23 protein-coding genes are annotated in these 23,238 nt (G+C 65.8%); 15 read left to right on the forward strand and 8 right to left on the reverse strand.

What is annotated here, in order from left to right; all coding sequences use genetic code 11:
- The first annotated feature begins 76 nt into the window (after positions 1–76).
- Together xdhA and xdhB are read left to right on the forward strand one after the other, a co-directional pair.
- The gene (xdhA, locus tag ACO2Q9_RS03455; RefSeq protein WP_423308332.1) at positions 77–1,528 is read left to right on the forward strand and encodes a xanthine dehydrogenase small subunit; all 1,452 of its coding nucleotides are present in this window, start codon (positions 77–79) and stop codon (positions 1,526–1,528) included.
- Positions 1,525–3,831, forward strand: a complete 2,307-nt coding sequence (xdhB, locus tag ACO2Q9_RS03460; protein WP_423308334.1) for a xanthine dehydrogenase molybdopterin binding subunit — start codon at positions 1,525–1,527, stop codon at positions 3,829–3,831. Before xdhA ends, xdhB begins: the two co-directional genes overlap by 4 nt.
- 2 nt (positions 3,832–3,833) lie before the next feature.
- Here the strand turns inward: xdhB and ACO2Q9_RS03465 are convergent, their stop codons facing one another.
- Positions 3,834–4,724 (reverse strand): LysR family transcriptional regulator, encoded by an 891-nt coding sequence (locus ACO2Q9_RS03465; protein WP_423308336.1) that lies wholly within the window; start codon positions 4,722–4,724, stop codon positions 3,834–3,836.
- Positions 4,725–4,837: 113 nt separating this feature from the next.
- Between ACO2Q9_RS03465 and ACO2Q9_RS03470 the strand changes: the two genes are divergently transcribed.
- The 3 genes from ACO2Q9_RS03470 to ACO2Q9_RS03480 all read left to right on the forward strand — a co-directional run bounded on the left by ACO2Q9_RS03470 (position 4,838) and on the right by ACO2Q9_RS03480 (position 7,157).
- A complete protein-coding gene (locus ACO2Q9_RS03470) occupies positions 4,838–5,674 on the forward strand; it encodes a hypothetical protein (RefSeq protein WP_423308338.1) in 837 nt (278 codons plus the stop codon).
- 66 nt (positions 5,675–5,740) lie between these two features.
- Positions 5,741–6,703 (forward strand): Bug family tripartite tricarboxylate transporter substrate binding protein, encoded by a 963-nt coding sequence (locus tag ACO2Q9_RS03475; RefSeq protein ID WP_423308340.1) that lies wholly within the window; start codon positions 5,741–5,743, stop codon positions 6,701–6,703.
- Between the two features lie 19 nt (positions 6,704–6,722).
- A complete protein-coding gene (locus ACO2Q9_RS03480; RefSeq protein ID WP_423308342.1) occupies positions 6,723–7,157 on the forward strand; it encodes an acyl-CoA thioesterase in 435 nt (144 codons plus the stop codon).
- Between the two features lie 28 nt (positions 7,158–7,185).
- On the opposite strand, the gene ACO2Q9_RS03485 is transcribed toward ACO2Q9_RS03480, so the two are convergent.
- The 5 genes from ACO2Q9_RS03485 to xdhC all read right to left on the reverse strand — a co-directional run bounded on the left by ACO2Q9_RS03485 (position 7,186) and on the right by xdhC (position 13,036).
- Positions 7,186–7,920, reverse strand: coding sequence for a Crp/Fnr family transcriptional regulator (locus ACO2Q9_RS03485; RefSeq protein ID WP_423308344.1), 735 nt, complete (start codon positions 7,918–7,920; stop codon positions 7,186–7,188).
- Between the two features lie 69 nt (positions 7,921–7,989).
- On the reverse strand, positions 7,990–9,315 hold the full coding sequence (locus ACO2Q9_RS03490; protein WP_423308346.1) for a glycerate kinase type-2 family protein: 1,326 nt from the start codon (positions 9,313–9,315) through the stop codon (positions 7,990–7,992).
- Between the two features lie 58 nt (positions 9,316–9,373).
- Entirely contained in the window at positions 9,374–10,768 is a 1,395-nt protein-coding gene (locus ACO2Q9_RS03495) for an 8-oxoguanine deaminase (RefSeq protein ID WP_423308348.1), read from the reverse strand.
- 45 nt (positions 10,769–10,813) lie between these two features.
- Positions 10,814–12,025 carry a urate hydroxylase PuuD gene (locus ACO2Q9_RS03500; RefSeq protein ID WP_423308350.1) on the reverse strand — a complete coding sequence of 404 codons (1,212 nt, stop codon included), beginning with the start codon at positions 12,023–12,025 and terminating at the stop codon, positions 10,814–10,816.
- A gap of 192 nt (positions 12,026–12,217) precedes the next feature.
- On the reverse strand, positions 12,218–13,036 hold the full coding sequence (gene xdhC, locus ACO2Q9_RS03505; protein WP_423308352.1) for a xanthine dehydrogenase accessory protein XdhC: 819 nt from the start codon (positions 13,034–13,036) through the stop codon (positions 12,218–12,220).
- Positions 13,037–13,128: 92 nt separating this feature from the next.
- Here xdhC and ACO2Q9_RS03510 point away from each other — a divergent pair, with 92 nt between their 5' ends.
- Complete coding sequence (locus ACO2Q9_RS03510; RefSeq protein ID WP_423308354.1) at positions 13,129–13,686, forward strand: hypothetical protein; 558 nt, start codon at positions 13,129–13,131, stop codon at positions 13,684–13,686.
- 15 nt (positions 13,687–13,701) lie between these two features.
- Here the strand turns inward: ACO2Q9_RS03510 and uraH are convergent, their stop codons facing one another.
- The gene (gene uraH / locus ACO2Q9_RS03515) at positions 13,702–14,052 is read right to left on the reverse strand and encodes a hydroxyisourate hydrolase (RefSeq protein WP_423308356.1); all 351 of its coding nucleotides are present in this window, start codon (positions 14,050–14,052) and stop codon (positions 13,702–13,704) included.
- 102 nt (positions 14,053–14,154) lie between these two features.
- Here uraH and ACO2Q9_RS03520 point away from each other — a divergent pair, with 102 nt between their 5' ends.
- Genes ACO2Q9_RS03520 through ACO2Q9_RS03535 form a run of 4 tightly spaced genes read left to right on the forward strand, consistent with a single transcriptional unit; the run spans position 14,155 to position 18,813 of the window.
- Positions 14,155–14,820: a GntR family transcriptional regulator gene (locus ACO2Q9_RS03520; RefSeq protein ID WP_423308358.1), complete on the forward strand. Its 666-nt coding sequence runs from the start codon at positions 14,155–14,157 to the stop codon at positions 14,818–14,820.
- An 8-nt stretch (positions 14,821–14,828) separates the two neighbouring features.
- Positions 14,829–15,791, forward strand: coding sequence for an allantoinase PuuE (gene puuE, locus ACO2Q9_RS03525; RefSeq protein ID WP_423308360.1), 963 nt, complete (start codon positions 14,829–14,831; stop codon positions 15,789–15,791).
- Positions 15,792–15,793: 2 nt separating this feature from the next.
- A complete protein-coding gene (uraD, locus tag ACO2Q9_RS03530; protein ID WP_423308362.1) occupies positions 15,794–17,581 on the forward strand; it encodes a 2-oxo-4-hydroxy-4-carboxy-5-ureidoimidazoline decarboxylase in 1,788 nt (595 codons plus the stop codon).
- On the forward strand, positions 17,578–18,813 hold the full coding sequence (locus ACO2Q9_RS03535) for a M20 family metallopeptidase (RefSeq protein ID WP_423308364.1): 1,236 nt from the start codon (positions 17,578–17,580) through the stop codon (positions 18,811–18,813). Before uraD ends, ACO2Q9_RS03535 begins: the two co-directional genes overlap by 4 nt.
- Before the next feature lie 19 nt (positions 18,814–18,832).
- Here ACO2Q9_RS03535 and ACO2Q9_RS03540 read toward each other — a convergent pair whose 3' ends face one another.
- Positions 18,833–19,726 (reverse strand): LysR family transcriptional regulator, encoded by an 894-nt coding sequence (locus ACO2Q9_RS03540; protein WP_423308366.1) that lies wholly within the window; start codon positions 19,724–19,726, stop codon positions 18,833–18,835.
- Between the two features lie 2 nt (positions 19,727–19,728).
- Between ACO2Q9_RS03540 and ACO2Q9_RS03545 the strand changes: the two genes are divergently transcribed.
- The 5 genes from ACO2Q9_RS03545 (at position 19,729) to ACO2Q9_RS03565 (ending at position 23,202) form a co-directional block, all read left to right on the forward strand.
- Positions 19,729–19,920, forward strand: coding sequence for a hypothetical protein (locus ACO2Q9_RS03545; protein WP_423308368.1), 192 nt, complete (start codon positions 19,729–19,731; stop codon positions 19,918–19,920).
- 59 nt (positions 19,921–19,979) lie between these two features.
- Positions 19,980–21,011 carry an ABC transporter substrate-binding protein gene (locus ACO2Q9_RS03550; protein ID WP_423308370.1) on the forward strand — a complete coding sequence of 344 codons (1,032 nt, stop codon included), beginning with the start codon at positions 19,980–19,982 and terminating at the stop codon, positions 21,009–21,011.
- Between the two features lie 77 nt (positions 21,012–21,088).
- A complete protein-coding gene (locus ACO2Q9_RS03555; RefSeq protein ID WP_423308372.1) occupies positions 21,089–21,925 on the forward strand; it encodes an ABC transporter ATP-binding protein in 837 nt (278 codons plus the stop codon).
- 22 nt (positions 21,926–21,947) lie between these two features.
- Complete coding sequence (locus tag ACO2Q9_RS03560; RefSeq protein WP_423308374.1) at positions 21,948–22,721, forward strand: ABC transporter permease; 774 nt, start codon at positions 21,948–21,950, stop codon at positions 22,719–22,721.
- A gap of 4 nt (positions 22,722–22,725) precedes the next feature.
- Positions 22,726–23,202, forward strand: a complete 477-nt coding sequence (locus ACO2Q9_RS03565) for a nucleoside deaminase (RefSeq protein ID WP_423308376.1) — start codon at positions 22,726–22,728, stop codon at positions 23,200–23,202.
- Positions 23,203–23,238: the final 36 nt, after the last annotated feature.

Below are 23,238 nucleotides of genomic sequence, written 5' to 3' on the forward strand. Positions count from 1 at the left end.
GGCGAAGCCTCCCGCACTACCCTCTTGTCGAAGCGAATCTCTCGCATGTTCCTGAAATTGTCCTGAGCCCAGCCCCATGAACGTCAAAACCATCCAGTTCGTCCGCCGCGGAGAAGTCGTGTCGCTGGACAATGTACCACCCGACCGCACGCTGCTGGAAGTGCTCCGCGAGGACCTTTCCTGCACCGGCACCAAGGAAGGATGCGGCGAAGGCGATTGCGGCGCCTGCACCGTCGTCCTCGGCGAAGCCGAAGGCAGCAGCATCAAATACCGTGCCATCAACAGCTGCATCCGCATGGCCCATTCGGTGCACGGCCTGGCCGTCTGGACGGTGGAAGACATCGCGCAGACCGATGGCGCACTGCACCCCGCGCAGCAGGCGATGGTGGACTGCCACGGCAGCCAGTGCGGCTTCTGCACGCCGGGTTTCGTGATGAGCCTGTTCGGCATGTACCAGAACCACACCTGCAAGGGCCAGCCGATCGGCCGCGAGCTCGCGCAGGAAGAACTCTCGGGCAACCTGTGCCGCTGCACCGGCTACCGCCCCATCCTCGACGCTGCCACCCGGATGGGCAGCCTGCCGCCGCAGAAGGTGGACGAGAAAGCGGTGCTCAAGCAGTTGAAGCAGATCGCCGCGCCGGCCGGCGAAGGTGAATACCTGAGTCCTATCAGCCTCAAGGGCCTGCTGGCCGCGCGCGCCGCGAACCCCAAGGCGCAGATCGTCGCGGGCTGTACCGACGTCGGCCTGTGGGTGACCAAGATGCACATGCAGTTCCCGCAGATCCTTGACGTGACCAAGGTCGCCGAACTGCGCAAGGTCGAGAAGTACCCGCACCACATCGCCATCGGCGCGGCCGTCACGCTGACCGACGCCTACGCCGCGCTGGTGGCCGACCGGCCACAGCTCAAGACCTTCTCCAACCGCTTCGCCGGTTTGCCGGTGCGCAACTCGGGCACGCTGGGCGGCAACGTGGCCAATGGTTCGCCCATCGGCGACTCGATGCCGCTGCTTATCGCGCTGGGTGCGAACGTGGTGCTGATGAGTGTGCGCGGTCATCGCGAGATGCCGCTGGAGAAGCTCTACCTCGGCTACCGCAAGAACGTGATGGCGCCCGACGAAGTGGTGGCCTGGATCAAGGTGCCCAAGCCGGTGAAGAACGAGCAGTTGCGCGCCTACAAGATCTCCAAGCGCTACGACGATGACATTTCCGCGGTGTGCCTGGTGGTCAACCTGCAGGTCGAGGCCGGCACGGTGCGCAAGGCTTCCATCGGCGTGGGCGGCGTGGCTGCGACACCGGTGCGCGCCACGCAAGCCGAGGCCGCCCTCACCGGCCAGCCCTGGACCGTGCGCGCCGCCAAGGTGGCCGCCGGTGCACTGCGCACGGAATTCCAGCCGATCTCCGACATGCGGGCCTCCGCGGCATACCGCAGCGAGGTACTCGGCAACCTGATGCAGCGCTTCTGGCTCGAAAGCCAGGGCGTGACGCAGATCAATCTTGAGAGCTTCAGGCTCGAGGAGGCCGCATGAACGCGCCCGACAAGATTCCCGGCATCCTGCAGCCCGTGGCAGGTGTGTCGCGCCCCCACGAGAGTGCTGCCGCGCAAGTGGCCGGCGGTGCGAACTATGTCGACGACATCCCCGAGATCAAGGGCACGCTGTTCGCAGCGCCCGTGCTCTCCACGGTGGCGCACGGCCGCATCAAGGGCATCGACGACAGCGTCGCCCGCGGCATGCCCGGCGTGCGGGACATCGTCTACACGCGCGACATCCCCGGCGACCCGATCCTTGCCACGTATGTGCACGACGAGCCGGTCTTCGCGATCGACAAGGTCGAGTTCATCGGCCAGGTGATCGGCGTCGTCGTGGCTGACACCGTGATGCAGGCGCGCCGCGCCGCGCGCAAGGTGAAGGTGGACATCGAGGAACTGCCGGCCGTGCTGACCGTGCAGGAGGCACTGAAGGCCGAGAGTTATGTTCTTCCTCCCGTCTTCATGCAGCGCGGTGATGCCGCAAAAGCATTGAAAGGCGCGAAGCACACCCTCAGCGGCGCGTTCGAGGTGAACGGGCAGGAACACTTCTATCTGGAAGGCCAGGTGGCCTATGCGCTGCCGCTCGAACAGAACCAGTGGTGGGTGTATTCGAGCACGCAGCACCCGGGCGAAATCCAGCACTGGGTAGCCCATGCGCTGGGCGTGGAGAGCCACGCCGTCACCGTGGAGTGCCGGCGCATGGGCGGCGGCTTCGGCGGCAAGGAAACGCAGAGCGGCCACATCGCAGTGTGGGCGTCGATTGCGGCGCACAAGACCAGGCGGCCGGTCAAGCTGCGGCTGGACCGCGACGACGACTTCATGGTCACCGGCAAGCGCCATCCGTTTGCGTACGAATACACCGTGGGCTTCGACGACCACGGCGTGTTGCAGGGATTGAAGCTCATGCTCGCAGCCAACTGCGGCTTTTCGGCCGACCTCTCCGGCCCCGTGGCCGACCGTGCGGTGTTCCACGTCGACAACGCCTACTACCTGGCCGATGTGGACATCGCCTCCTACCGCTGCAAGACCCACACGCAGAGCCACACCGCGTTCCGCGGCTTCGGCGGCCCGCAGGGCGTGATCCTCATCGAGGCGATCCTTTCGGATATCGCACGCAAGCTCGGGCTCGACCCGCACGACGTGCGCATGCGCAACCTCTACGACAAGAAGGACCGCAGCGTCACGCACTACGGCATGCCGGTCACGGACAACATCCTCGACCCGCTGATGTCGCGGCTGGAGAAGACCAGCAACTACCGCAAGCGCCGCGCTGCCATCGCCAAGTGGAATGCGGGCAATCCGGTCATCAAGCGCGGCATTTCCATCACCCCGGTGAAGTTCGGCATCTCGTTCACCGCCACCTTCTTCAACCAGGCCGGTGCGCTGGTGCACGTGTACACCGACGGCAGCGTCCAGGTGAACCACGGCGGCACCGAGATGGGCCAGGGCCTGAACACCAAGGTGGCGCAGATCGTGGCTGACGAGTTCGGCCTGCCTTTCCATCGCGTGCTCTCCACTGCCAGCGACACGAGCAAGGTGCCCAACGCCAGCGCCACTGCTGCATCGAGCGGCACCGACCTCAACGGCAAGGCGGCGCAGAACGCGGCGCAACAGGTGCGCGCGCGGCTCGCCGAGTACGTGGCAGACAAGCAGAAGTGCAAGCCCGAACAGGTGATCTTCGCCAACGGCCAGGTCAGCGCGCCCGGTGCATTGATGAGCTGGGAGCAGCTCATCGACGATGCGTACCATGCGCGCATCCAGCTGTGGAGCGACGGCTTCTACAAGACACCCAAGATCTTCTACGACCAGAAGACGCTGAGCGGCACGCCGTTCTATTACTTCGCCTACGGCGCAGCGTGCTCCGAAGTCGCCATCGACACGCTCACCGGCGAGAGCCGCGTGCTCAAGGTCGACATCCTCCACGACGTGGGCACCAGCATCAACCCGGCGCTGGACATCGGCCAGGTCGAAGGTGCATTCGTCCAGGGCATGGGCTGGCTCACCACCGAGCAGCTCGTTTGGAATGCCAAGGGTTATCTGAGCACCCACGCGCCGAGTACCTACAAGATTCCTGCCACTGGCGACATTCCGGACCACTTCAAGGTGGACCTCTGGCCCGAGCCGAACCCGGAAGACACCATCTTCCGCAGCAAGGCCGTGGGTGAACCGCCGTTCATGCTGGGCATCAGCGTGTGGGAAGCCATCCGCGACGCGGTGGCCGCCACGCGCAAGGACGGCGCAGTGCAGATGAACGGCCCTGCCACGGCGGAAGTGGTGCTGAACGCGCTGAAGCCGGCCTGAGCTTAGGCGAAGAGGCGCACCGTCAGGTCGCGCAACCAGCGGTTGCCCGGATCGATCTCGAACCGCCGGCTCCAGTGCAGCGACACGACGAAATCGCGCAACGGCAAGTCCGGCTCCAGCAGCGCATAGCCGTCGTCGAAGCCGCGCGCGATCACACCCGGCATGATGGCCGCGAGATCGGTCGCGCGGACGATGGCTGGCAGCACGGTGAAGTGATCGGTCACAAGGCGCAAGCGGTCCTGCAGTTTCAGCAACTGGAGGATGCGCAACGTGTCCGCATGCGTGCGCACGCCCACGAAATCCAGCTGTTTCAATGCGGCGAGCAGGGCCTTGCCCTTGCGGCGCTCCGCCGAGAGTGGATGCCCCTCACGCAACAGGACGACGTAGTTGTCGCGGATGAGTTCGGTGCGGCGCGTGTCTTTCACCGTTGGCAGGAAGCCGAAGGCGAAATCGATGAGGCCGTTGTCGAGGGCTTCGGTGATCTGCTCGCGCGGCATGCGCCGTGATTCGAGTCTCACGCCCGGCGCTTCCCGTCGCACGGCCGCCATCAATGCCGGAAGGAACCGCATCTCGCCGCTGTCGCTCATGTGGAGATGGAACGTGCGTTCAGCCACCGCCGGCTCGAAGGCCGCAGTCTCGCTCAGCGCCTGCTCGATGCCCACCAACGCCAGGCGCACCGGCTCGGCCAGCCGGTTGGCCTTCGGCGTGGGCTGCACGCCGCCGGGCGCACGGATGAAGAGCGGGTCATGCAACAAGGCGCGCAGCCGGGTCAGGCCCTGGCTGGCAGCGGGCTGCGTCAGCCCGAGCATTTCTGCCGCACGGCTCACGCTGCGCGCACGGAACACGGCATCGAACAACCTCAGCAGATTGAGATCAACGTCCTTGACATGCATATTTCTAATATCAGTTAGTCAGTTCATTTTATTGATTGATATCAAAGGGCGGAAGACACTGACGGAATCCGCGAAACACAGACCCCGAACCCGGGTCAGAAAAAGGAGACGTCATGGAAGCCCTCGTCAACATCGGCGATGTGCCGGTGGTCGAACGCCAGCACGCACGCGCAGGCCTGTTCCGTTCGCAGTCGCTGCTGCACGGCGAGGAAGGCACGCCCGAGAACTTCTACCTGCAGCTCGCCCATACGTATTCCGATTTCCATTCGCCCCGGCACCGTCACAACTTCGACCAGGTGCGCGTCCAGCTGCGCGGCGATGCGGACTTCGCGCGCAATGGCGTGATGCGACCCGGCTCGATCGCCTACTTCCCCGAAGGTGTGCATTACGGCCCGCAAAGCATCGCGGGCGAATCAGCGACGCTGGTCCTGCAGTTCGGGGGTGCCAGCGGAAGTGGCTACATCTCGGAGGCCCGCTTCCAGGAAGCCGTGCATGAGTTGCGGCAGTACGGCACGTTCGAGAACGGCGTCTTCCGCCGCACCGATCGCGAAAGCGGACGCAAGAACCAGGACGCGTACGAGGCGGTCTGGGAGCACGTCAATGGCCGGCGCATCGCCTACACGCCCCATCAGCTGGACGCGCCCGTCTTCATGGATCCCGCCGATTTTCCCTGGCAGGACGACGCCGCCCTGCCGGGTGTGAAACGACGGCACCTGGGCGTGTTCTCGGCTCGCCGGACGCGGCTGGACATCATCGGCCTCCAACCCGGTGCCCAGGTTCAGCTCGCACCACACGCGATCGTCTTCGTGCTCGAGGGCGAGGGCTCCGCCGCGAGCGGCGTCTGGAAGCCCCACGCCACACTGCGCACCGGCGCTGACGGCGAGACCGTCCAGACCTCCACCTACAGCGAACTTCTGGAGATGCACATTCCCCCCCTGACCGCGCGCTGAGAAGCCACGGGCACCGAAGCCGCCACCGAGCGGCAGCCCGCACAACAATCCACCGGAGACAAACCCATGAAGAAACTCATCCGCCTCTTCGCAGGCGGGCTCGCACTTTGCCTTGCAGCCCTTGCATCGGCCCAGCCCTATCCCAATCGTCCGATCAAGATGGTGGTGCCGTTTCCGCCAGGCGGCGGCTTCGACGGGATTGCCCGACCGTTCGCAGAGCGTCTTTCGGCGGCCCTCGGGCAGCCCGTGGTAGTGGACAACCGGCCGGGCGCAGGCGGCAACATCGGTGCAGAGTCCGTGGCTCGCTCGACGGCGGACGGCTACACCCTCCTGTTCGCCAACGATTTCCTCGGCACCAATCCGAACCTCTACAAGGAGCTCAAGTACGACCCGGTCAAGGACTTCGCGCCGATCTCGCTGATCGGCTCGACGCAGATGGCCATCGCGGTAAACCCGGATCGCGTGAAGGCCACCGACAGCAGGTCCTTGCGCGCGGAGTCGGAGGGCCGCCCGCTTCAGTACGGCACGCCCGGTGTCGGCACGTCGCCCCACCTGTTCGGCGAACTGTACGGAACCAACACGGGCACCAAAGTGCAGCACGTGCCCTACCGGGGAACCGGTCCGGCCATCACCGACGCCATCGGCGGGCAGATCGACATGGTGCTGGTCACCGTGCCCGCCCTGGTGCAGCACATCAAGACCGGCAAGCTGCGCGGCATCACCGTGATCGGCGGCGACCGGCGCTCGCCACTGCTGCCCGACGTGAAGACACTGGCCGAGAACGGCGTAGGCGCCACGCACGACCTCTGGTACGGGCTTTTCGCGCCGGCCGGCACGCCGCCGGATGTACTCAAGCGGTTGCGCGAGACCACGGCCTCGGTGCTGGCGCAGCAGGATCTGGTGGAAAGGCTGCGCCAGATCGGCTACGAAGTCACCCCGAGCACGCCGGAAGTGCTTGCCGATCGCGTGAAGTCTGATCTCGTCAAATGGAAGCAGGTGGTGGAACGGGCGAAAATAACGCTCGAATGAACCAACCACATCTGCACATATGGCGAAAGAAGTTGTCTATACCCAGCGCGTCGAATTCGGTGACTGCGACCCGGCGCGCATCGTCTGGTTTCCCAATTTCTTCCGCTGGATCGATGCGGCCTCGCGCAACTTCTTCGTGCAATGCGGCGTGCCGCACTGGAACGAGACCGAGAAAACGCTCGGCGTGATCGGGACGCCGCTGGTGGACACGCATGCGAAGTTCATCCAGTCGGCGAGCTACGGCGACGTGCTGGACATCCGGGTGTCGATCACCGAATGGCGTCAGAAGAGTTTCGTGCAGAAGTACGTCGTCGAGCGACGCAACGAGGGCGGCAGCGTCGACACCATCATGGAATGCGAGGAAGTGCGCATCTTCGGCGGCCGCCGCGACGGCGAGAAGCCGGGCATCCGCGCGCTGCCGATCCCGCCTTCGATCCGAGCACTCTGCGAGTGAGCGGACGGCAGGCCTGACCGCCCGTGACTCAAACGCCCGCCAGCGAGCGCAGCCCCTGCGGGTCCGTCAGGTTCACCGTGCGTCCCGATCCGCTGATGTAGTGCTGCTCGCGCAGGTGCTTCAGCACGCGCGAGAAAGTCTCGGGCGCTATGCCGAGTTGCGCAGCAATCAGGCGCTTGTGCTGGCTCAGCTGGACGCGTAACGCAGGCTGGCTTGCGGCCGTCGCCGCGTCCGGCACTTCGGCGTGTTGCAGCAGCCATTCGGCGCAGCGGGCATGCGCATCCTTGGCCAGCCGGCTGACGGCCAGTTCGCTCTGGCGACGCTGGGCCAGTGCCATGTCCTGCACCACGGTACGCTGAAGTTGCGGCAGCGCTTCGAGCCATCTGCGGAATTCGGCGGCAGGCACACGCCGCAGCCGCACCGGCGTTTCCGCCACGGCGTCCACCAGCGCGGGCAGGCCGAGCAGGGCCGTCGCGCACTCGAGCCAGAACGGCCCTTCTGCCCAGCCGAGCCGGTGCGCAAGCGCATCGCAGTCGCTGGCTTCACCCTGGGCGCCGCCACCCGTCAACCCCAGCGCCACGCGGCCACTGAGCAACTGGGGCACCCATTCCATCACCGAGCCACGTCGCAGCAGCACGTCGCCCGCGGCGACATTGCACACGACACCGGCGATCCCGCCGGCGAATTCACCAGGAAAGTCGACGGCCACACCCGAAGAAGCGGGCTTGCCGGCTTGGGTTGCGATGGACAGGTCGGGCAGCATGGCCGCCACTGTGCCGGGGCGGGCCGGCTGACGTTTTGAGCAGGATCAATTGCCGCGCAGTTGGCGGTGTCAGAGCACCAGCATTGCCCGGAAGTCGTTCACGTTGGTGTGCGTCGGCCCGGTGATGACCAGACCGCCGATCGGGTCGAAGTACCCATAGGCGTCGTTGCGATCCATGAACGTGTCGATCTTCATGCCCCTGGCTTGCGCGAGCGCCAGGGTGTCAGGGGCGACGAAGGCGCCCGCATTGTCTTCCACGCCGTCGATGCCGTCGGTGTCTGCCGCCAGCGCCCACACGCGCGGCTGGCCTTGCAGCGCCTGGGCCAGTCCGAGGCAGAACTCACCCGCGCGCCCACCGCGTCCGCGGGGCGTGCCGGGCGCTTGCGGACGCACCGTCACCGTGGTTTCACCGCCCGAGAGGATGACGCAGGGTCTGGCAAACGGCTGGCCGCCGCGCGCGACCGAACGTGCCAGCGCGGCGTGCACCTTGCCCACTTCGCGCGATTCGCCTTCCATCTCGTCCGACAGCACGTGCGCGGCCAGGCCCGCATCGCGCGCCGTCTGCGCTGCCGCTTCCAGCGACTGCGCGGGCGTGGCGATCATGTGCACCTCATGACCCGAGAACACGGCGTCGCCCGGTTTCGGCGTCTCGAGCGCACCCGATTCGAGCTGTGCGAGCACGGCGTCCGGCACGCCGATGCGATAGCGGCGCAGCACGGCCAGCGCATCGGCACAGGTGGTGGCATCCGGCACGGTGGGGCCGCTGCCGATGACGGACGGGTCGTCGCCCGGCACGTCGCTGATGGTCAGCGTGACCACGCGCGCGGGCGCACACGCTGCCGCCAGTCGCCCGCCTTTGATGCGCGAGAGGTGCTTGCGCACGCAGTTCATCTCGGCGATGTTCGCGCCGGACTCCAGCAGGTCGCGGTTGATGCGCTGCTTGTCAGCCAGCGTCAGGCCTTCCGCCGGCAATGTGAGCAATGCGGATGCGCCACCCGAAACGAGGCACAGCACGAGGTCGTCCTTCGTCAGCCCCTGCGTGAGTTCGAGGATGCGGCGCGCGGCTTCTTCCCCCGCAGCGTCCGGCACGGGGTGCGAGGCTTCCACCACCTCGATGCGCTGCGCCAGGCCTTCAGGGCGAGACGGGGTGTGGTGATAGCGCGTGACGACCATCCCCGACAGCGGCGCGTTGGCTGGCCAGAGCGCCTCGACGGCCTGCGCCATCGCACCGCCGGCCTTGCCCGCGCCCAGCACGAGCGTGCGGCCCTTTTTCGGGTCGGGCGGCGCGGGCAGATGCGCCTTCATGGTGTGCAGCGGGAGTGCGCGGCGCACGGCCACGCGATAGAGATATTCGAGGAATGCGCGGGGTTCGTTCGCAGGGTCGGGAATGTTCATGTTGGCTGGCTGTCTCCAGCGCGCATTTTGCCCGCCCCCGGACGCCTCGCGGTTGTTTTCAGGCTGCAGCAGCAGATCCGGCCAGCTCGACGGCCAGCGCGTTGTGCCGTTCGACCAGCGGCGCCAGTTCCAGCGTGGCAAGCCGCCCTTCCCGCACCACCACTTGCCCATTCACGATAGTCCAGGCGGCCTGCGGGCTCGCGCACAACAGCAGCGCGCCCACCGGGTCATGCACCGCGCCGCCCGCGAACCCGAGCGTGCGCAGGTCGAATATCGCGAGGTCCGCACACATGCCGGGCGCAAGGTGGCCGATGTCGCTGCGCCCCAGCACACGCGCGCCGCCGCGCGTGGCCAGCGCCAGTGCGTCGCGTGCCGTCATGGACGACGGACCGTGGTCGCAACCGAAAGGCTCCAGGGACCGGCCCACACGCGCCAGCAGCATTGCCTGCCGCGCTTCGTTGACCATGTGCGCGGCATCGTTGCTCGCGCTGCCGTCCACGCCCAGTCCCACGGGCACGCCCGCATCCACCATGCGGCGCACGGGCGCGATGCCCGACGCCAGTCGCATGTTGCTGCACGGGCAATGCGCCACACCGGTGCGCGTGGCTGCGAACAGGCTGATCCCTTCGTCGTCGAGCTTCACGCAGTGCGCATGCCATACGTCGTCCCCCAGCCAGCCGAGGTCCTGGGCATATTCGGCCGGCGTGCAGTTGAATTTCTCGCGGCTGTAGGCGATGTCGTGGTCGTTCTCTGCCAGGTGCGTGTGCAGCCGCACACCGTGGCTTCGCGCCAGCGCGGCGGATTCGCGCATCAGGTCGCGGCTCACGCTGAACGGCGAGCACGGCGCCACACCCACCTGCACCATCGCACCGTGCCCGGCGTCATGCCAGGCTTCGATGACGCGCTGCGTGTCCTTGAGGATCGCGTCTTCCTTTTCCACCACGCGGTCAGGAGGCAAGCCGCCCTGGCTCTGGCCGACGCTCATGCTGCCGCGCGTGGCGGTGAAACGCATGCCGATGGCCTGCGCCGCCTCGATGCTGTCGTCCAGCCGCACGCCGTTGGGGTAGATGTAGAGATGGTCACTGCTCGTCGTGCAGCCGCTCATCAGCAGTTCGGCCATCGCCACCTGCGTGGAGACGCGCACCATTTCCGGCGTGAGCCCGGCCCAGATCGGGTACAGCCCGCGCAGCCACGAGAAAAGTTCGGCGTCCTGCACGCCGGGAATCGCCCGCGTGAGCGACTGGTACATGTGGTGATGCGTGTTCACCAATCCCGGCGTCACCAGATGCCCATGGGCGTCGATGACTTCGTCCGCAGTCTGCGGCAGATCGGTTGCCGGGCCGATGGCTTCGATGATATGGCCGCGGATGAACACCGACGCGTCGCGCCATTCGGTGGACGCGTCGTCCATGGTGGCGATGCACCTGGCATTCCGGATCAGAAGAGTCTTCATGACGGGTGCGCACTCAAAGCGCACGCAGTGCGCGGAGCCTCGGGGTCAATCTGTTTTCCCGCCAGCCTTGAACCACTCGCCGATCAAGGCGCGTTCCGCGTCGGTCATGTGCGTGGCATTGCCCATCGGCATGATCTTCGTCAGGACGACCTGCTGGTAGATGCCCTGCGCATGCTGGCGCACACCGTCGGGCAGGTCGAGCCGCACGTTCTTCATCTGCACCTGTGCGCCGTGGCACTGGTAGCAGCGCTGCTCGAGCACCGGCTTCACGTCAGCCGCGAACGAGATGGCTTTCGGCGCGGCAGCTGCCACCGGCGCTGCCGGCTGTGGCGCGGGCTTCATCCAGACGATGGTGCCGATCAGGATCGCGATGCCCACCAGCGCATACGGCAGCGGGTTGCGCGCCTGCCCCAGCTTGTAGCGATGGCGCACGACGAAGAACTGACGGATGGCCGCGCCGCCGGCCATGATGAGCAGCAGCACCACCCAGTTGTATTCGTGCGTGTACGTGAAGCTGTAGTGGTTGCTCAGCATCGTGAAGATGACGGGCAGCGTGAAGTAGGTGTTGTGCACGCTGCGCTGCTTGCCGCGCTGGCCGTGCACCGGGTCGACCGGCCGGCCTTCGCGCAGCGCCTGGACGTTCTTGCGTTGCCCCGGGATGATCCAGAAGAACACGTTGCCGCTCATCGTGGTGGCCATCATCGCGCCCACCAGGATGAAAGCCGCGCGGCCCGAGAACCAGTGGCAGGCCAGCCACGCCGCGAAGCACACGAGCAATGCGACGCCGATGCCGACGATGGTGTCGCCATGTTTGCGGCGGCCGAATATCTGGCAGATGCTGTCGTACGCCATCCAGAACACCACGAAGAACGCCAGTGCGACGCCGACGGCCGCGCCCGGCGTCCAGTCCATCTTCGATTTGTCGATCAGGTAGGTGCTGGCGTTCCAGAGATACGAGACAGTGAACAGCGCGAAGCCGCTGATCCAGGTGCTGTAGCTTTCCCAATACGACCAATGCAGGTGGTCGGGCAGCTTCTTCGGGGCCAGCAGGTACTTCTGCATGTTGTAGAAGCCGCCGCCGTGAACGGCCCACTGCTCGCCGCCCACGCCCTTGTCCAGCGAGTCCTGGTCCTCGGGCTTCTCGAGGCTGTTGTCCAGCATCACGAAATAGAGCGATGCGCCGATCCAGGCGACGGCGGTGATGACGTGGACCCAGCGCAGCAGCAGGTTGGCCCAGTCGAGATAGTAGCTATCCATGTGCTTCAACTCCGGCGGCGCAATGCACCGCCCCAGTTTGCAAGCTGCTCACCACCGCGGGCGCTCTGAGCAGAATTGACCGCGAACACGGGTGAAAGCACCCTGCTCCGCTGCGGCCTGTCGACCGGAAGTGTATACACTTTCCGGCCACCGAACCAGCCCCACGGGGTTCCCTCCCCTGCGTGGCTTGCGTTACCTCTGCGGCAAGGTTTGCAATATCTGTGCCGCGACGGCGACTGCGATCACCTGCGGTTCCTTGCCGCCGATACCGGGCACGCCGATCGGGCTCGTCACGCGGTCGAGTTCTGCATCGGTGTAGCCCCGCGCCTGCAGCCGGTGGCGAAAGGTCGCCCATTTGGTCTTGCTGCCGATGAGGCCGATGTAAGGCAGGTCGTCGCGCTCGCGCAGGCGTTTCAGGCACGCAGCGACCACGTCCAGGTCTTCCGCATGGCTGAAGCTCATGATCAGCACGCGCGACTGGGGCGCGAGCGTGTCCACCGCAGCATGAACCGGCGAGGAATGCTCGCACAGGACATTGGAAGGAGCGGCGGACGGCATGCCCGGCGGGAAAATCTCGTCGCGGCTGTCGACCCAGGTCACCTTCAGCGGCAGCGTGGCGAGCACGCCGACCAGCGCCGTGCCGACATGCCCGCCGCCGAACAGCGCCACAGGCACGTAGTCCTCGGACAGGATTTCGCGCAGCCGGACCGAATCGACGGAACGCACGACGTCGAACGAAAGATGCACGACGCCTCCGCAGCACTGCCCCAGGGCCGGACCGAGCGGAAACCGGCGCTCGGCGGGCGACGCATCGCCGGCAAGCATCTGCCGGGCATGGGCGATCGCCTCGAACTCCAGATGCCCGCCACCCACGGTACCGGTGATGCCCTCGGCCCAGACCGCCATCCATGCGCCCGGCTCCCTCGGCACCGAACCTTCGGCACGCGCCACGCGCACCAGCACGCCGGGGCGCTGGGCGAGCAAGGTGAGAAATTCGTCGACTACATTCACAAACCGATACCTTTGCGTGCTTGCCGCACAGTATGGCGGAACGACAATCCGCCGGAATACACAACAACCGCGAACGACGCAGGCCACGAGACATGCCCCAGAAATCCCACCCCGACCCGGACCCGATTGCGCGCGCACTCGCCGACCGGCGCCTCTGGATGATGGCCGCAGCCGCATCGCTGGCTGGCTGCGTCACCCCGCCGCCGCCCGCACCGGCGCCCGCGAGTCCCGCGCCCACACCCACCGGCCCCGTGGTCACGCGTCCACCGGCAGCCGCCGAACCCGAGCCGCCCATGCAGATGTCTTCCGCCGCCACCACGCCCCGCGCCTACCGCGTCGATGCCGCCACCCATATCTACAACCGCAACCGCCATCGCATCTACAAGGGCACGTTGCCGCCGCTGCTCTACGCCATCGGCGTGCTGGAAGTGCACATCGACCGGCAGGGGCGCGTCACATCGCTGAGCTGGATGCGTGCTCCGAGGCATGCGCCGGAAGTCATCAAGGAAATCGAACGGACGGCACTCGAGGCGTCGCCGTATCCGGTGCCGGCGCGCATGGGCCGCGTCACTTACACCGACACCTGGCTTTGGGACAAGAGCGGCCACTTCCAGCTGGACACGCTGACCGAAGGACAACGCGGCGCCTGAGGTCGGTGGAAATGCTCAGGAGCCCCGATAGGTCGAGTACGCCCATGGGCTCACGAGCAGCGGCACGTGGTAGTGCTCGGCCGTGTTGGCCAGCCCGAAGTCGAGCGTCACATTGCCCAGGAAATTGGGTTCGGGCAGCTTGACGCCCTTTGCCTTGAAGTACGCCGCGACCTCGAACACCAGCCGGTAGGTGCCGGGCCGCACGGTGTTGTTGTCGTACAGAGGCGAGTCGGTGCGGCCGTCCGCATTGAGCGTGCAGGTCTTGACCAGCGTGGCCTGGCCGCCAGCCATGGTGTAGAGATGAACCGTCATGCCCACGGCCGGTGCGCCGTGCATCGTGTCCAGAACGTGTGTGCTGAGCCCCATGTTGTCGTCTCGGAAGAGTTGTGCGGGATGCCCGTGAATGCAATTAACGGGCCCGGTCGACCAAAATTGTATACACTTGGCTCACGTTTCACCACCGCGCCCATGGAATCCTCCGCCACCAGCGTCATCGTCGACGCCCTGACACGGGCCATCGTGGAGCACCGCCTGCGGCCCGGCACCAAGCTGGCAGAGCAGAAACTGGCGGACCATTTCGGCGTGTCGCGCACCCTCGTGCGACAGGCACTCTTCCAGCTGTCGCAGAACCGCATCATCAAGCTGGAGCCTGCGCGTGGCGCGTTTGTTGCAGCACCGTCGGCCGATGAAGCCCGCCAGGTATTTGCCGTGCGCCGCATGCTCGAAACCGAAATGACCCGCGCCTTCGTACGCGAGGTCACGCCCGCACGCATCCGCGCACTGCGCGAGCACGTCGCGCAGGAAAAAGCCGCCGTAGACCGCGATGACGTACAGGACCGCAACGACCTGCTGGGCGACTTCCACGTGCGCATGGCCAGCCTGATGGGCAACGAGGTGCTGGTGCAGATGCTCGGTGACCTGGTGTCGCGCTGTGCACTCATCACATTGATGTACCAGAGCGCCAGCGCCGCTCAGCATTCCAACGAAGAACACGCAGAAATCATCAAGGCGCTGGCCGCGCGCGACGAAGAACGTGCGGTATGGCTGATGAACGAGCACCTCACCCATGTGGAGCAGGCGCTCACCTTCGATCGCCAGGTTCCCTCCAACGACATTTCCATGGCCCTGTCCTGACACCCACCATGAGCGACACCCCCGAAAACATCCCCTACCCGCGCGACATGGTCGGCTACGGCGCCGACGTGCCGCATGCCCGCTGGCCGGGTGGCGCGCGCGTGGCCGTTTCCTTCGTGCTGAACTACGAGGAAGGCGGCGAGAACAACGTGCTGCACGGCGACCACGCCTCCGAAACCTTCCTCTCGGAAATGGTGACGGCGCAGGCCTACGAAAACCGCCACATGACCATGGAAACCATGTACGAGTACGGCTCGCGCGTGGGCGTGTGGCGCATCCTGCGCGAGTTCGACAAGCGCAAGCTGCCGCTTACCATCTTCGGCGTGGGCATGGCGCTGCAGCGCTACCCCGAGCTGGTCCAGGCATTCATGGACCGCGACTACGAAATCGCCAACCACGGCCTTCGCTGGATCCACTACCAGAACCTGCCCGAGGCGACGGAACGTCGCCACATGGCGCTGGCCACGCACGTCATCAAGGACATGACCGGCGGGCAGTGGCCGCTGGGCTGGTACACCGGCCGCGACAGCCCCAACACGCTGCGCCTGCTGGCCGACCACGGCGGCTACGAATACGGCTCCGACTATTACGGCGACGACCTGCCGTTCTGGATGGACGTGAAGCGCACCGACGGCAGCGTCGAGCCGCTGCTGATCGTGCCCTATTCGCTCGACACCAACGACATGCGCTTCGTGCAGGCGCAGGGGTTCAACACCGGCGACCATTTCCTCGCCTACCTGAAGGACACCTTCGACGCGCTCTATGCAGAAGGCGATCCGGAGGGCCTGGACCGCCCCAAGATGATGAGCATCGGCATGCACTGCCGCCTGCTCGGCAAGCCGGGGCGCATCGGCTCGCTGCAGAAATTCCTGGACTACATCCAGGGGCACGAAGGTGTGTGGATTCCACGCCGCATCGACATCGCGCGCCACTGGAAAGCCACCCATCCCTACCAGCCGAAGAAGGCCTGACCATGGCGATCACACTGGAACAAGTCAACGCCGCGAGCCGCGACGAAGCGGCAAAGCTGCTGGACGGCCTCTACGAACATTCGCCGTGGGTGGCGCAGGCTGCGCTCGACCAGCGGCCCTTCCGCTCGATCACCCATCTCAAGCATGCGATGGCGCAGGTGCTGCAGGCCGCTGGCCGCGACAGGCAGGTGACGCTCATTCGTGCCCACCCCGAACTTGCGGGCAAGGCCATGGTGAGCAACACGCTCACCGCCGAGTCCACCAACGAGCAGACCAAGGCGGGCCTGACGAACTGCACGCCGGAAGAACTCACGCGCATCCAGCAGATGAACGCCGCGTATGGCGCACGGTTCGGGTTCCCCTTCGTGCTGGCTGTGCGCGGCCCGCGCGGCACGGGGCTCACGAAGCAGCAGATCCTGGACACGTTCGAGCGCAGGCTGCTCAACCACCCGGACTTCGAACTCGGTGAGGCGTTGCGCAACATCCATCGCATCGTCGAAATCCGCCTGAACGACAAGTTCGGCGTGACGCCCGCGCAAGGCAATGAGGTATGGGACTGGCATGAGCGCCTGGCGACATGGAGCGATCCGGGCTTTGCCGAGAAGGGTCAGCTCACCGTCACCTATCTCACCGACGCGCACCGCGCCGCGGCCGCGCGCATCGTGCAGGACATGAAGGACGCCGGTTTCGATGAGGTGAACATCGATGCGGTGGGCAACGTGGTCGGCATCTACAAGGGCGAGAGCGCCGGTGCCAAGGTGCTGCTCACCGGCTCGCACTACGACACCGTGCGCAATGCCGGCAAGTACGACGGTCGCCTGGGCATCTACGTGCCGATTGCCTGCGTGAAGGCATTGCATGCAGCGGGCCGCCGCCTGCCCTATGACATCGAGGTCATCGGCTTCTCCGAAGAAGAGGGCCAGCGCTACAAGGCGACCTTCCTCGGTTCGGGTGCGCTCATCGGCGGCTTCAATCCGGCCTGGCTCGACCAGAAAGACGCCGACGGCATCACCATGCGCGAAGCCATGCAGAACGCGAAGCTGCCCGCCACGCTCGAGGCCATCGGTGCGCTCAGGCGCGACCCGTCGCGTTACCTCGGCTTCATCGAGGTGCACATCGAGCAGGGTCCGGTGCTCAACGAACTCGACATTCCGCTGGGCATCGTCACGTCCATCAATGGCGGCGTGCGTTACCTGTGCGAAGTGATCGGCATCGCCAGCCACGCCGGCACCACACCGATGGACCGTCGGCGCGACGCGGCGGTGGCCGTCGCCGAACTCGCACTGTATGTCGAAAAGCGCGCGGCCAAGGACGGCAACTCGGTCGGCACCATCGGCATCCTCAACGTGCCTGGCGGCTCCACCAACGTGGTGCCGGGCCGCTGCCAGTTCACGCTGGACCTGCGTGCGCCGGTCGATCCGCAGCGCGACGCGATGGTGGCCGACGTGCTCGCGGAACTCGCCGCCATCTGCGAGCGACGCGGCGTGCGCCACACCGTCGAGGAAACCATGCGTGCCGCTGCTGCGCCCAGCCATCCCGACTGGCAGAAGCGCTGGGAAGACGCGGTCGACGCACTGGGCGTGCCGCTGTACCGCATGCCCAGCGGCGCGGGCCACGACGCGATGAAGCTGCACGAAGTCATGCCGCAGGCGATGCTGTTCGTGCGCGGGCAGAACTCCGGCATCAGTCACAACCCCCTCGAATCCACCACGGCCGACGACATGCAGCTGGCCGTCAATGCATTCGCAGGCCTGCTGGACCAGCTGGCCGACGACACGAAGAAACAATGAGCGACTACGAAAAACTCGACGCGTGGATCGACGCGCATTTCGATGAGGAAGTGGGCTTCCTCCAGCAACTGGTCCGCGTACCCACCGACACGCCGCCCGGCAACAACGCGCCGCATGCCGAGCGCACGGCCGAACTGCTCGATGGGTTCGGTTTCACCGCAGAAAAATTCGCTGTGCCCGCCGAAGAGGTGCATGCGGCCGGTCTCGAAACCATCACCAACCTGATCGTGCGCCGCAAGTACGGTGCGGGCCCGACCATCGCGCTCAACGCGCACGGCGACGTGGTGCCGCCCGGCGACGGCTGGACGCACGACCCCTACGGCGGCGAAGTGGTGGACGGCCGCATCTACGGTCGCGCCACCGCGGTGAGCAAAAGCGATTTCGCGAGCTTCACCTTCGCGGTGCGCGCGCTCGAATCGCTGGGTGCTTCGCTCAAGGGCTCGGTCGAATTGCACTTCACATACGACGAGGAATTCGGCGGCGAAGTCGGCCCCGGCTGGTTGCTGAAGCACGGTCACACGAAGCCCGACCTGATGATCGCAGCCGGTTTCTCGTACGAAGTGGTCACCGCCCACAACGGCTGCCTGCAGATGGAAGTGACGGTGAACGGCAAGATGGCGCACGCCGCCATCCCCGACACCGGGGTCGATGCATTGCAGGGCGCGGTGCACATCCTGCAGGCCCTGTATGCGCAGAACACGGCGTACAAGAAAGTCAGCTCGCAGGTGAAGGGCATCAACCACCCGTACCTGAACGTGGGTCGCATCGAAGGCGGCACCAACACCAACGTCGTGCCCGGCAAGGTGGTGTTCAAGCTCGATCGCCGCATGATCCCGGAAGAGAACCCGGTGGAAGTCGAAGCGACCATCCGCCAGGTGATCGCCGATGCCGCGGCTGAGTTCAGCAGCAAGGGCGCTGCCATCACCGTCGACATCCGTCGCCTGCTGTTGGCCAATTCGATGCGTCCGCTGCCCGGCAACAAGCCGCTGGTGTCGGCCATCCAGAAGCATGGCGAACAGATTTTCGGCCAGCCGATTCCCGACGTGGGCACGCCTCTCTACACCGACGTGCGCCTCTACGGTGAAGCCGGAATTCCCGGCGTGATCTACGGCGCCGGTCCGCGCACCGTGCTCGAGTCGCATGCCAAGCGCAGCGACGAACGGCTGGAACTCGAAGACCTGCGCCGCGCCACCAAGGTCATCGCGCGCACGCTGCGCGATCTGCTGGGCTGAGCGCTACAGGCGGTGACCGTCACGACGACGGTACCGCCCCCATGATCAGTTCGCGGAACGCCGCAGCCTGCGGCGACAACGTCTTGCCCGGCAGGCGCAGCAGCACCATGGTGCGCGCGAGCGACGGCCGGTTGATGTTGCGCACCTCCAGCTGGTGCCACTGCATGAGCGGCCGCAGAGCCACGGTCATGATGCCGATGCCCAGACCTTCGCGCACCAGGCCCACCATCGTCCAGGGCAAGGCGACTTCGAACGCATAGTCGAGCGTCAGCCCTTTTTGCGCCAACCGCTCTTCCAGATACCGACGCACCGGGTTGCCCGGCAGGTAGCCCATGATCGGCTCGCCCTGCAGGTGGCTCCATTCCAGCGAGCGCCGGCGCGCGAGCGAGTGACCCGGCGGCAGCGCTGCCACATACTGGTCCACGAAGAACGGCGTGGCGGTGAGGTCGCTGCGCACCTGCCCTTGTGTGGCAATGCCCAGGTCCGCCTTGCCGCTGCGCACGAGTTCATGCACGTCGTGCTCCGGCACATCGTGCAGGTGCACGCGCACACCGGGGTGCGTCTGGCGGAAGCGGCGGATCAACGGCGGCAACAGCAACGCGCACTGCGCGTTCGGCGCGGCGATCGCCACGCGGCCCTTGCCATGGGTGGCGTAATCGCGGGCGGCACCGAGCACGCCGTCCCAGTCGTGCGCGAGCTGGCGCATCTGCGGCAACAGTGCATGCCCCGCCACACTGAGCTCGCAGGCCCGCGTGTGGCGCTCCAGCAACCGCACACCCATCAGCTCTTCCAGGCGGCTGACCGCCGCGCTCAGCGACGACTGCGACATGCCCAACTGATCGGCCGCACGGGTGAAATGGCCGGTGTCTGCGACCGCCAGAAATGCACGAACTTCAATGAGCGGAGGTTTCATCGATGTTTTCGATCAATTTATCGGATTATGCGACTATCGCGCGCGCGGGAGGCTCACTATCCTTCGACCATTCACTGCGCTTGCGCATCCCACAGTGGGGCACAAATGCACCACATCGGGAATTCACCAAGCTCGAAGGCCCTCTTTTGCACCACGAAGGCTGGAAAATGAACGCCGAATTGGTGCGTCGCTGATCCGAGCGGGCATCGAATTTGCTAAACCCAATGACAGCAACCCATCCACCGGAGCACACATGCAAAAACGCGTATTCCTGAAAGCCGCAGCCGCACTGGCCGCCACCGTCTCGTTCAGCCTCGCCCATGCGCAGACGCCCATCAAGTTCCAGCTCGACTGGCGCTTCGAAGGCCCCGCCGCGCTGTTCCTGGTCCCGGTGGCCAAGGGCTATTTCAAGGAAGCCAAGCTCGACGTCACCGTCGACGCCGGCAACGGTTCGGGCGGCACGGTCACGCGCGTGGCCTCGGGCTCGTACGACATGGGCTTCGCCGACCTGGCCGCGCTGATGGAATTCCACGCCAACAACCCGGACGCGCCGAACAAGCCGGTCGCCGTGATGATGGTCTACAACAACACGCCCGCTTCCGTGATGGCCCTCAAGAAGAGCGGCATCAAGACGCCGGCCGACCTGAACGGCAAGAAGCTGGGCGCGCCGGTGTTCGACGCCGGCCGCCGCGCCTTCCCGATCTTCGCCAAGGCCAACAACGTGACCGGCGTGCAATGGACCGCCATGGACCCGCCGCTGCGTGAAACCATGCTGGTCCGCGGCGACATCGACGCCATCACCGGCTTTACCTTCACCTCGCTGCTCAACCTGGAAGCACGCGGTGCCAAGGCCGAAGACGTGGTCGTGCTGCAGTACCCCGACTACGGCGTGAAGCTCTACGGCAACGCGATCATCGTGTCGCCCAAGCTGCTCAAGGAGAACCCGGAAGCCGTGAAGGCTTTCCTGAAAGCGTTCACCAAGGGCATGAAGGACGTGCTGGCCAACCCGGCCGCCGCCATCGAGACCGTGAAGGCCCGTGACGGCATCATCAATGTCGACCTCGAAACACGCCGCCTGAAGCTGGCCATCGACACCGTGGTGAACAGCGCCGACGCGCGCGCCGAAGGCTTCGGGCAGGTCAATCCCGGCCGCCTGTCGCTGATGGCTTCGCAAGTGTCCGACGCCTTCGCCACCAAGACCCGCGTGAACCCGGACACGATCTGGACCTCTTCGGTCCTGCCGACCAAGGCCGAGCTGAACGTGCTGCCCGCACCGAAGAAATAAACAGGCCGTAGCAAGAGCGTTTGAAACCGCGGCCAGCACCCACAAAGCGCTGGCCGCTTCTGATTGAGAACCCCAAGATGCAAGAAGCCGCCGCCCTGGATACGCCTTCGTTCGTGGACTTCCGCGACGTCTGGCTCGCCTACAACGACGAACTGCTCGCGCAGAACCACTTCGCCGTCGAGGCCATCAACCTGCAGGTGAAGAAAGGCGAGTTCATCGCCATCGTCGGGCCCTCGGGCTGCGGCAAGTCCACTTTCATGAAGCTCACCACCGGGCTTCGCATGCCGTCGATGGGCAAGATCAGGATCGATGGCGAGCCGGTGACCGGCCCGCTGAAGATTTCGGGCATGGCATTCCAGGCCCCGTCCCTGCTGCCGTGGCGCACGACAGTGGACAACGTGCTGTTGCCGCTGGAGATCGTCGAGCCCTACCGCAGCACCTTCTCCTCGAAGAAGAAGGAATACGAAGAGCGCGCCCGCAAGCTGCTGCAGAAGGTCGGCCTGGGCGGCTACGAAGACAAGTTCCCCTGGCAACTGTCCGGCGGCATGCAGCAGCGCGCAAGCATCTGCCGCGCGCTGATCCACGAACCCAAGATGCTGTTGCTGGACGAGCCGTTCGGCGCGCTGGACGCGTTCACGCGCGAAGAACTCTGGTGCATCCTGCGCGACCTGTGGACCGAGCAGCAGTTCAACGTCATCCTCGTCACGCACGACCTGCGTGAGAGCGTGTTCCTCGCCGACACGGTGTACGTGATGAGCAAGAGCCCCGGCCGTTTCGTCGTCAAGCGCGAGATCGACCTGCCGCGTCCGCGCGAGCTCGAAGTCACCTACACCAAGGAATTCACGGACATGGTGCTCGAGCTGCGCGGCCACATCGGCGCCATCCGGCAGCAGGGTGCCGTGATCAACCAATAAGACCGAACCGAGGGATACGCAAATGGCAAACAACAAGAAACTGGTCGAGGCGTGGTCGCCATGGATCCTGCTGGTGGCAGTGATCCTGCTGTGGCAGATCATCTGCTCGGCGTTCCAGGTTTCCGAATTCATCTTCCCGAGCCCGTGGCGCATCTGGACCCAGTTCATGGAGTTCAAGTGGATCATCGCGGGCCACGCATGGCGCACCTTCTGGGTGACGATGGCCGGCTTCGGCATCGCGATCGTGGTGGGTGTGCTGCTGGGCTTCGTCATCGGCTCGTCACGCCTGGCCTACGCTGCGGTCTACCCGCTGATGACCGCCTTCAACGCACTGCCCAAGGCCGCATTCGTCCCCATCCTGGTGGTGTGGTTCGGCATCGGCGTCGGTCCGGCCATCCTGACCGCGTTCCTGATCTCGTTCTTCCCGATCATGGTGAACATTGCGACCGGCCTCGCCACGCTCGAACCCGAGCTGGAGGACGTGCTTCGCGTGCTGGGCGCCAAGCGCTGGGACGTGCTGGTCAAAGTGGGGCTGCCCCGCTCCATGCCGTATTTCTACGGCTCGCTCAAGGTTGCGATCACCCTGGCCTTCGTGGGCACCACGGTGTCCGAGATGACGGCAGCCAACGAGGGCATCGGCTACCTGCTGATCTCTGCCGGCTCTGCCATGCAGATGGGCCTTGCCTTCGCCGGCTTGATGGTCGTGGGTGCCATGGCCATGGCCATGTACGAGCTGTTCAGCTTCATCGAGAAGCACACGACAGCCTGGGCGCATCGCGGTTCGCAGAACCACTGAGTGCATGACGCCTGAGCAGCAGGTCCGTGCACTGCGCCGCGCCGACGAAGTCGCGCGGCGCGCCATGCTGATGGGCCGCCATCCCTTCGGCGCGCTGCTGGTCGCACCCGACGGCGAAAGCGTGCTCGCGGAGCAGGGCAACATCGACACGGTGAACCATGCCGAATCCACGCTCGCCCGGTTTGCGGCAAGCAACTATCCCGGCGGGTACCTCGCGAAGTGCACGCTCGTCACCACGTTCGAGCCCTGCGCCATGTGCGCCGGCACGATCTACTGGGCCGGCATCGGGCGCGTGGTGTACGGCGCGGAAGAAACGGCCCTGCTCGCGCTCACTGGCGACCATCCGGAGAACCCGACACTCAGCCTGCCATGCCGCGACGTCTTCGCGGCAGGACAGCGCAAGGTGGAAGTGAGCGGGCCGGTGGAGGCCGTGGCGGCGGAGATGATCGCCACACACGAAGGCTTCTGGCAGTCACGCTGAGTGCGAAGCGCCAGGCGGCAGCCGAAGCCGCCGCCC

The organism is Variovorax sp. VNK109 (assembly GCF_049445855.1).
GTDB lineage: Bacteria > Pseudomonadota > Gammaproteobacteria > Burkholderiales > Burkholderiaceae_C > JAGOCV01.

Excerpts from the sequence above, each read along its gene's own strand:
- xdhA (WP_423308332.1), top strand. The coding sequence starts at position 77 with ATGAACGTCAAAACCATCCAGTTCGTCCGCCGCGGAGAAGTCGTGTCG.
- xdhB (WP_423308334.1), top strand. The coding sequence starts at position 1,525 with ATGAACGCGCCCGACAAGATTCCCGGCATCCTGCAGCCCGTGGCAGGT.
- ACO2Q9_RS03465 (WP_423308336.1), bottom strand. The coding sequence starts at position 4,724 with ATGCATGTCAAGGACGTTGATCTCAATCTGCTGAGGTTGTTCGATGCC.
- ACO2Q9_RS03470 (WP_423308338.1), top strand. The coding sequence starts at position 4,838 with ATGGAAGCCCTCGTCAACATCGGCGATGTGCCGGTGGTCGAACGCCAG.
- ACO2Q9_RS03475 (WP_423308340.1), top strand. The coding sequence starts at position 5,741 with ATGAAGAAACTCATCCGCCTCTTCGCAGGCGGGCTCGCACTTTGCCTT.
- ACO2Q9_RS03480 (WP_423308342.1), top strand. The coding sequence starts at position 6,723 with ATGGCGAAAGAAGTTGTCTATACCCAGCGCGTCGAATTCGGTGACTGC.
- ACO2Q9_RS03485 (WP_423308344.1), bottom strand. The coding sequence starts at position 7,920 with ATGCTGCCCGACCTGTCCATCGCAACCCAAGCCGGCAAGCCCGCTTCT.
- ACO2Q9_RS03490 (WP_423308346.1), bottom strand. The coding sequence starts at position 9,315 with ATGAACATTCCCGACCCTGCGAACGAACCCCGCGCATTCCTCGAATAT.
- ACO2Q9_RS03495 (WP_423308348.1), bottom strand. The coding sequence starts at position 10,768 with ATGAAGACTCTTCTGATCCGGAATGCCAGGTGCATCGCCACCATGGAC.
- ACO2Q9_RS03500 (WP_423308350.1), bottom strand. The coding sequence starts at position 12,025 with ATGGATAGCTACTATCTCGACTGGGCCAACCTGCTGCTGCGCTGGGTC.
- ACO2Q9_RS03510 (WP_423308354.1), top strand. The coding sequence starts at position 13,129 with ATGCCCCAGAAATCCCACCCCGACCCGGACCCGATTGCGCGCGCACTC.
- uraH (WP_423308356.1), bottom strand. The coding sequence starts at position 14,052 with ATGGGGCTCAGCACACACGTTCTGGACACGATGCACGGCGCACCGGCC.
- ACO2Q9_RS03520 (WP_423308358.1), top strand. The coding sequence starts at position 14,155 with ATGGAATCCTCCGCCACCAGCGTCATCGTCGACGCCCTGACACGGGCC.
- puuE (WP_423308360.1), top strand. The coding sequence starts at position 14,829 with ATGAGCGACACCCCCGAAAACATCCCCTACCCGCGCGACATGGTCGGC.
- uraD (WP_423308362.1), top strand. The coding sequence starts at position 15,794 with ATGGCGATCACACTGGAACAAGTCAACGCCGCGAGCCGCGACGAAGCG.
- ACO2Q9_RS03535 (WP_423308364.1), top strand. The coding sequence starts at position 17,578 with ATGAGCGACTACGAAAAACTCGACGCGTGGATCGACGCGCATTTCGAT.
- ACO2Q9_RS03540 (WP_423308366.1), bottom strand. The coding sequence starts at position 19,726 with ATGAAACCTCCGCTCATTGAAGTTCGTGCATTTCTGGCGGTCGCAGAC.
- ACO2Q9_RS03545 (WP_423308368.1), top strand. The coding sequence starts at position 19,729 with ATGTTTTCGATCAATTTATCGGATTATGCGACTATCGCGCGCGCGGGA.
- ACO2Q9_RS03550 (WP_423308370.1), top strand. The coding sequence starts at position 19,980 with ATGCAAAAACGCGTATTCCTGAAAGCCGCAGCCGCACTGGCCGCCACC.
- ACO2Q9_RS03555 (WP_423308372.1), top strand. The coding sequence starts at position 21,089 with ATGCAAGAAGCCGCCGCCCTGGATACGCCTTCGTTCGTGGACTTCCGC.
- ACO2Q9_RS03560 (WP_423308374.1), top strand. The coding sequence starts at position 21,948 with ATGGCAAACAACAAGAAACTGGTCGAGGCGTGGTCGCCATGGATCCTG.
- ACO2Q9_RS03565 (WP_423308376.1), top strand. The coding sequence starts at position 22,726 with ATGACGCCTGAGCAGCAGGTCCGTGCACTGCGCCGCGCCGACGAAGTC.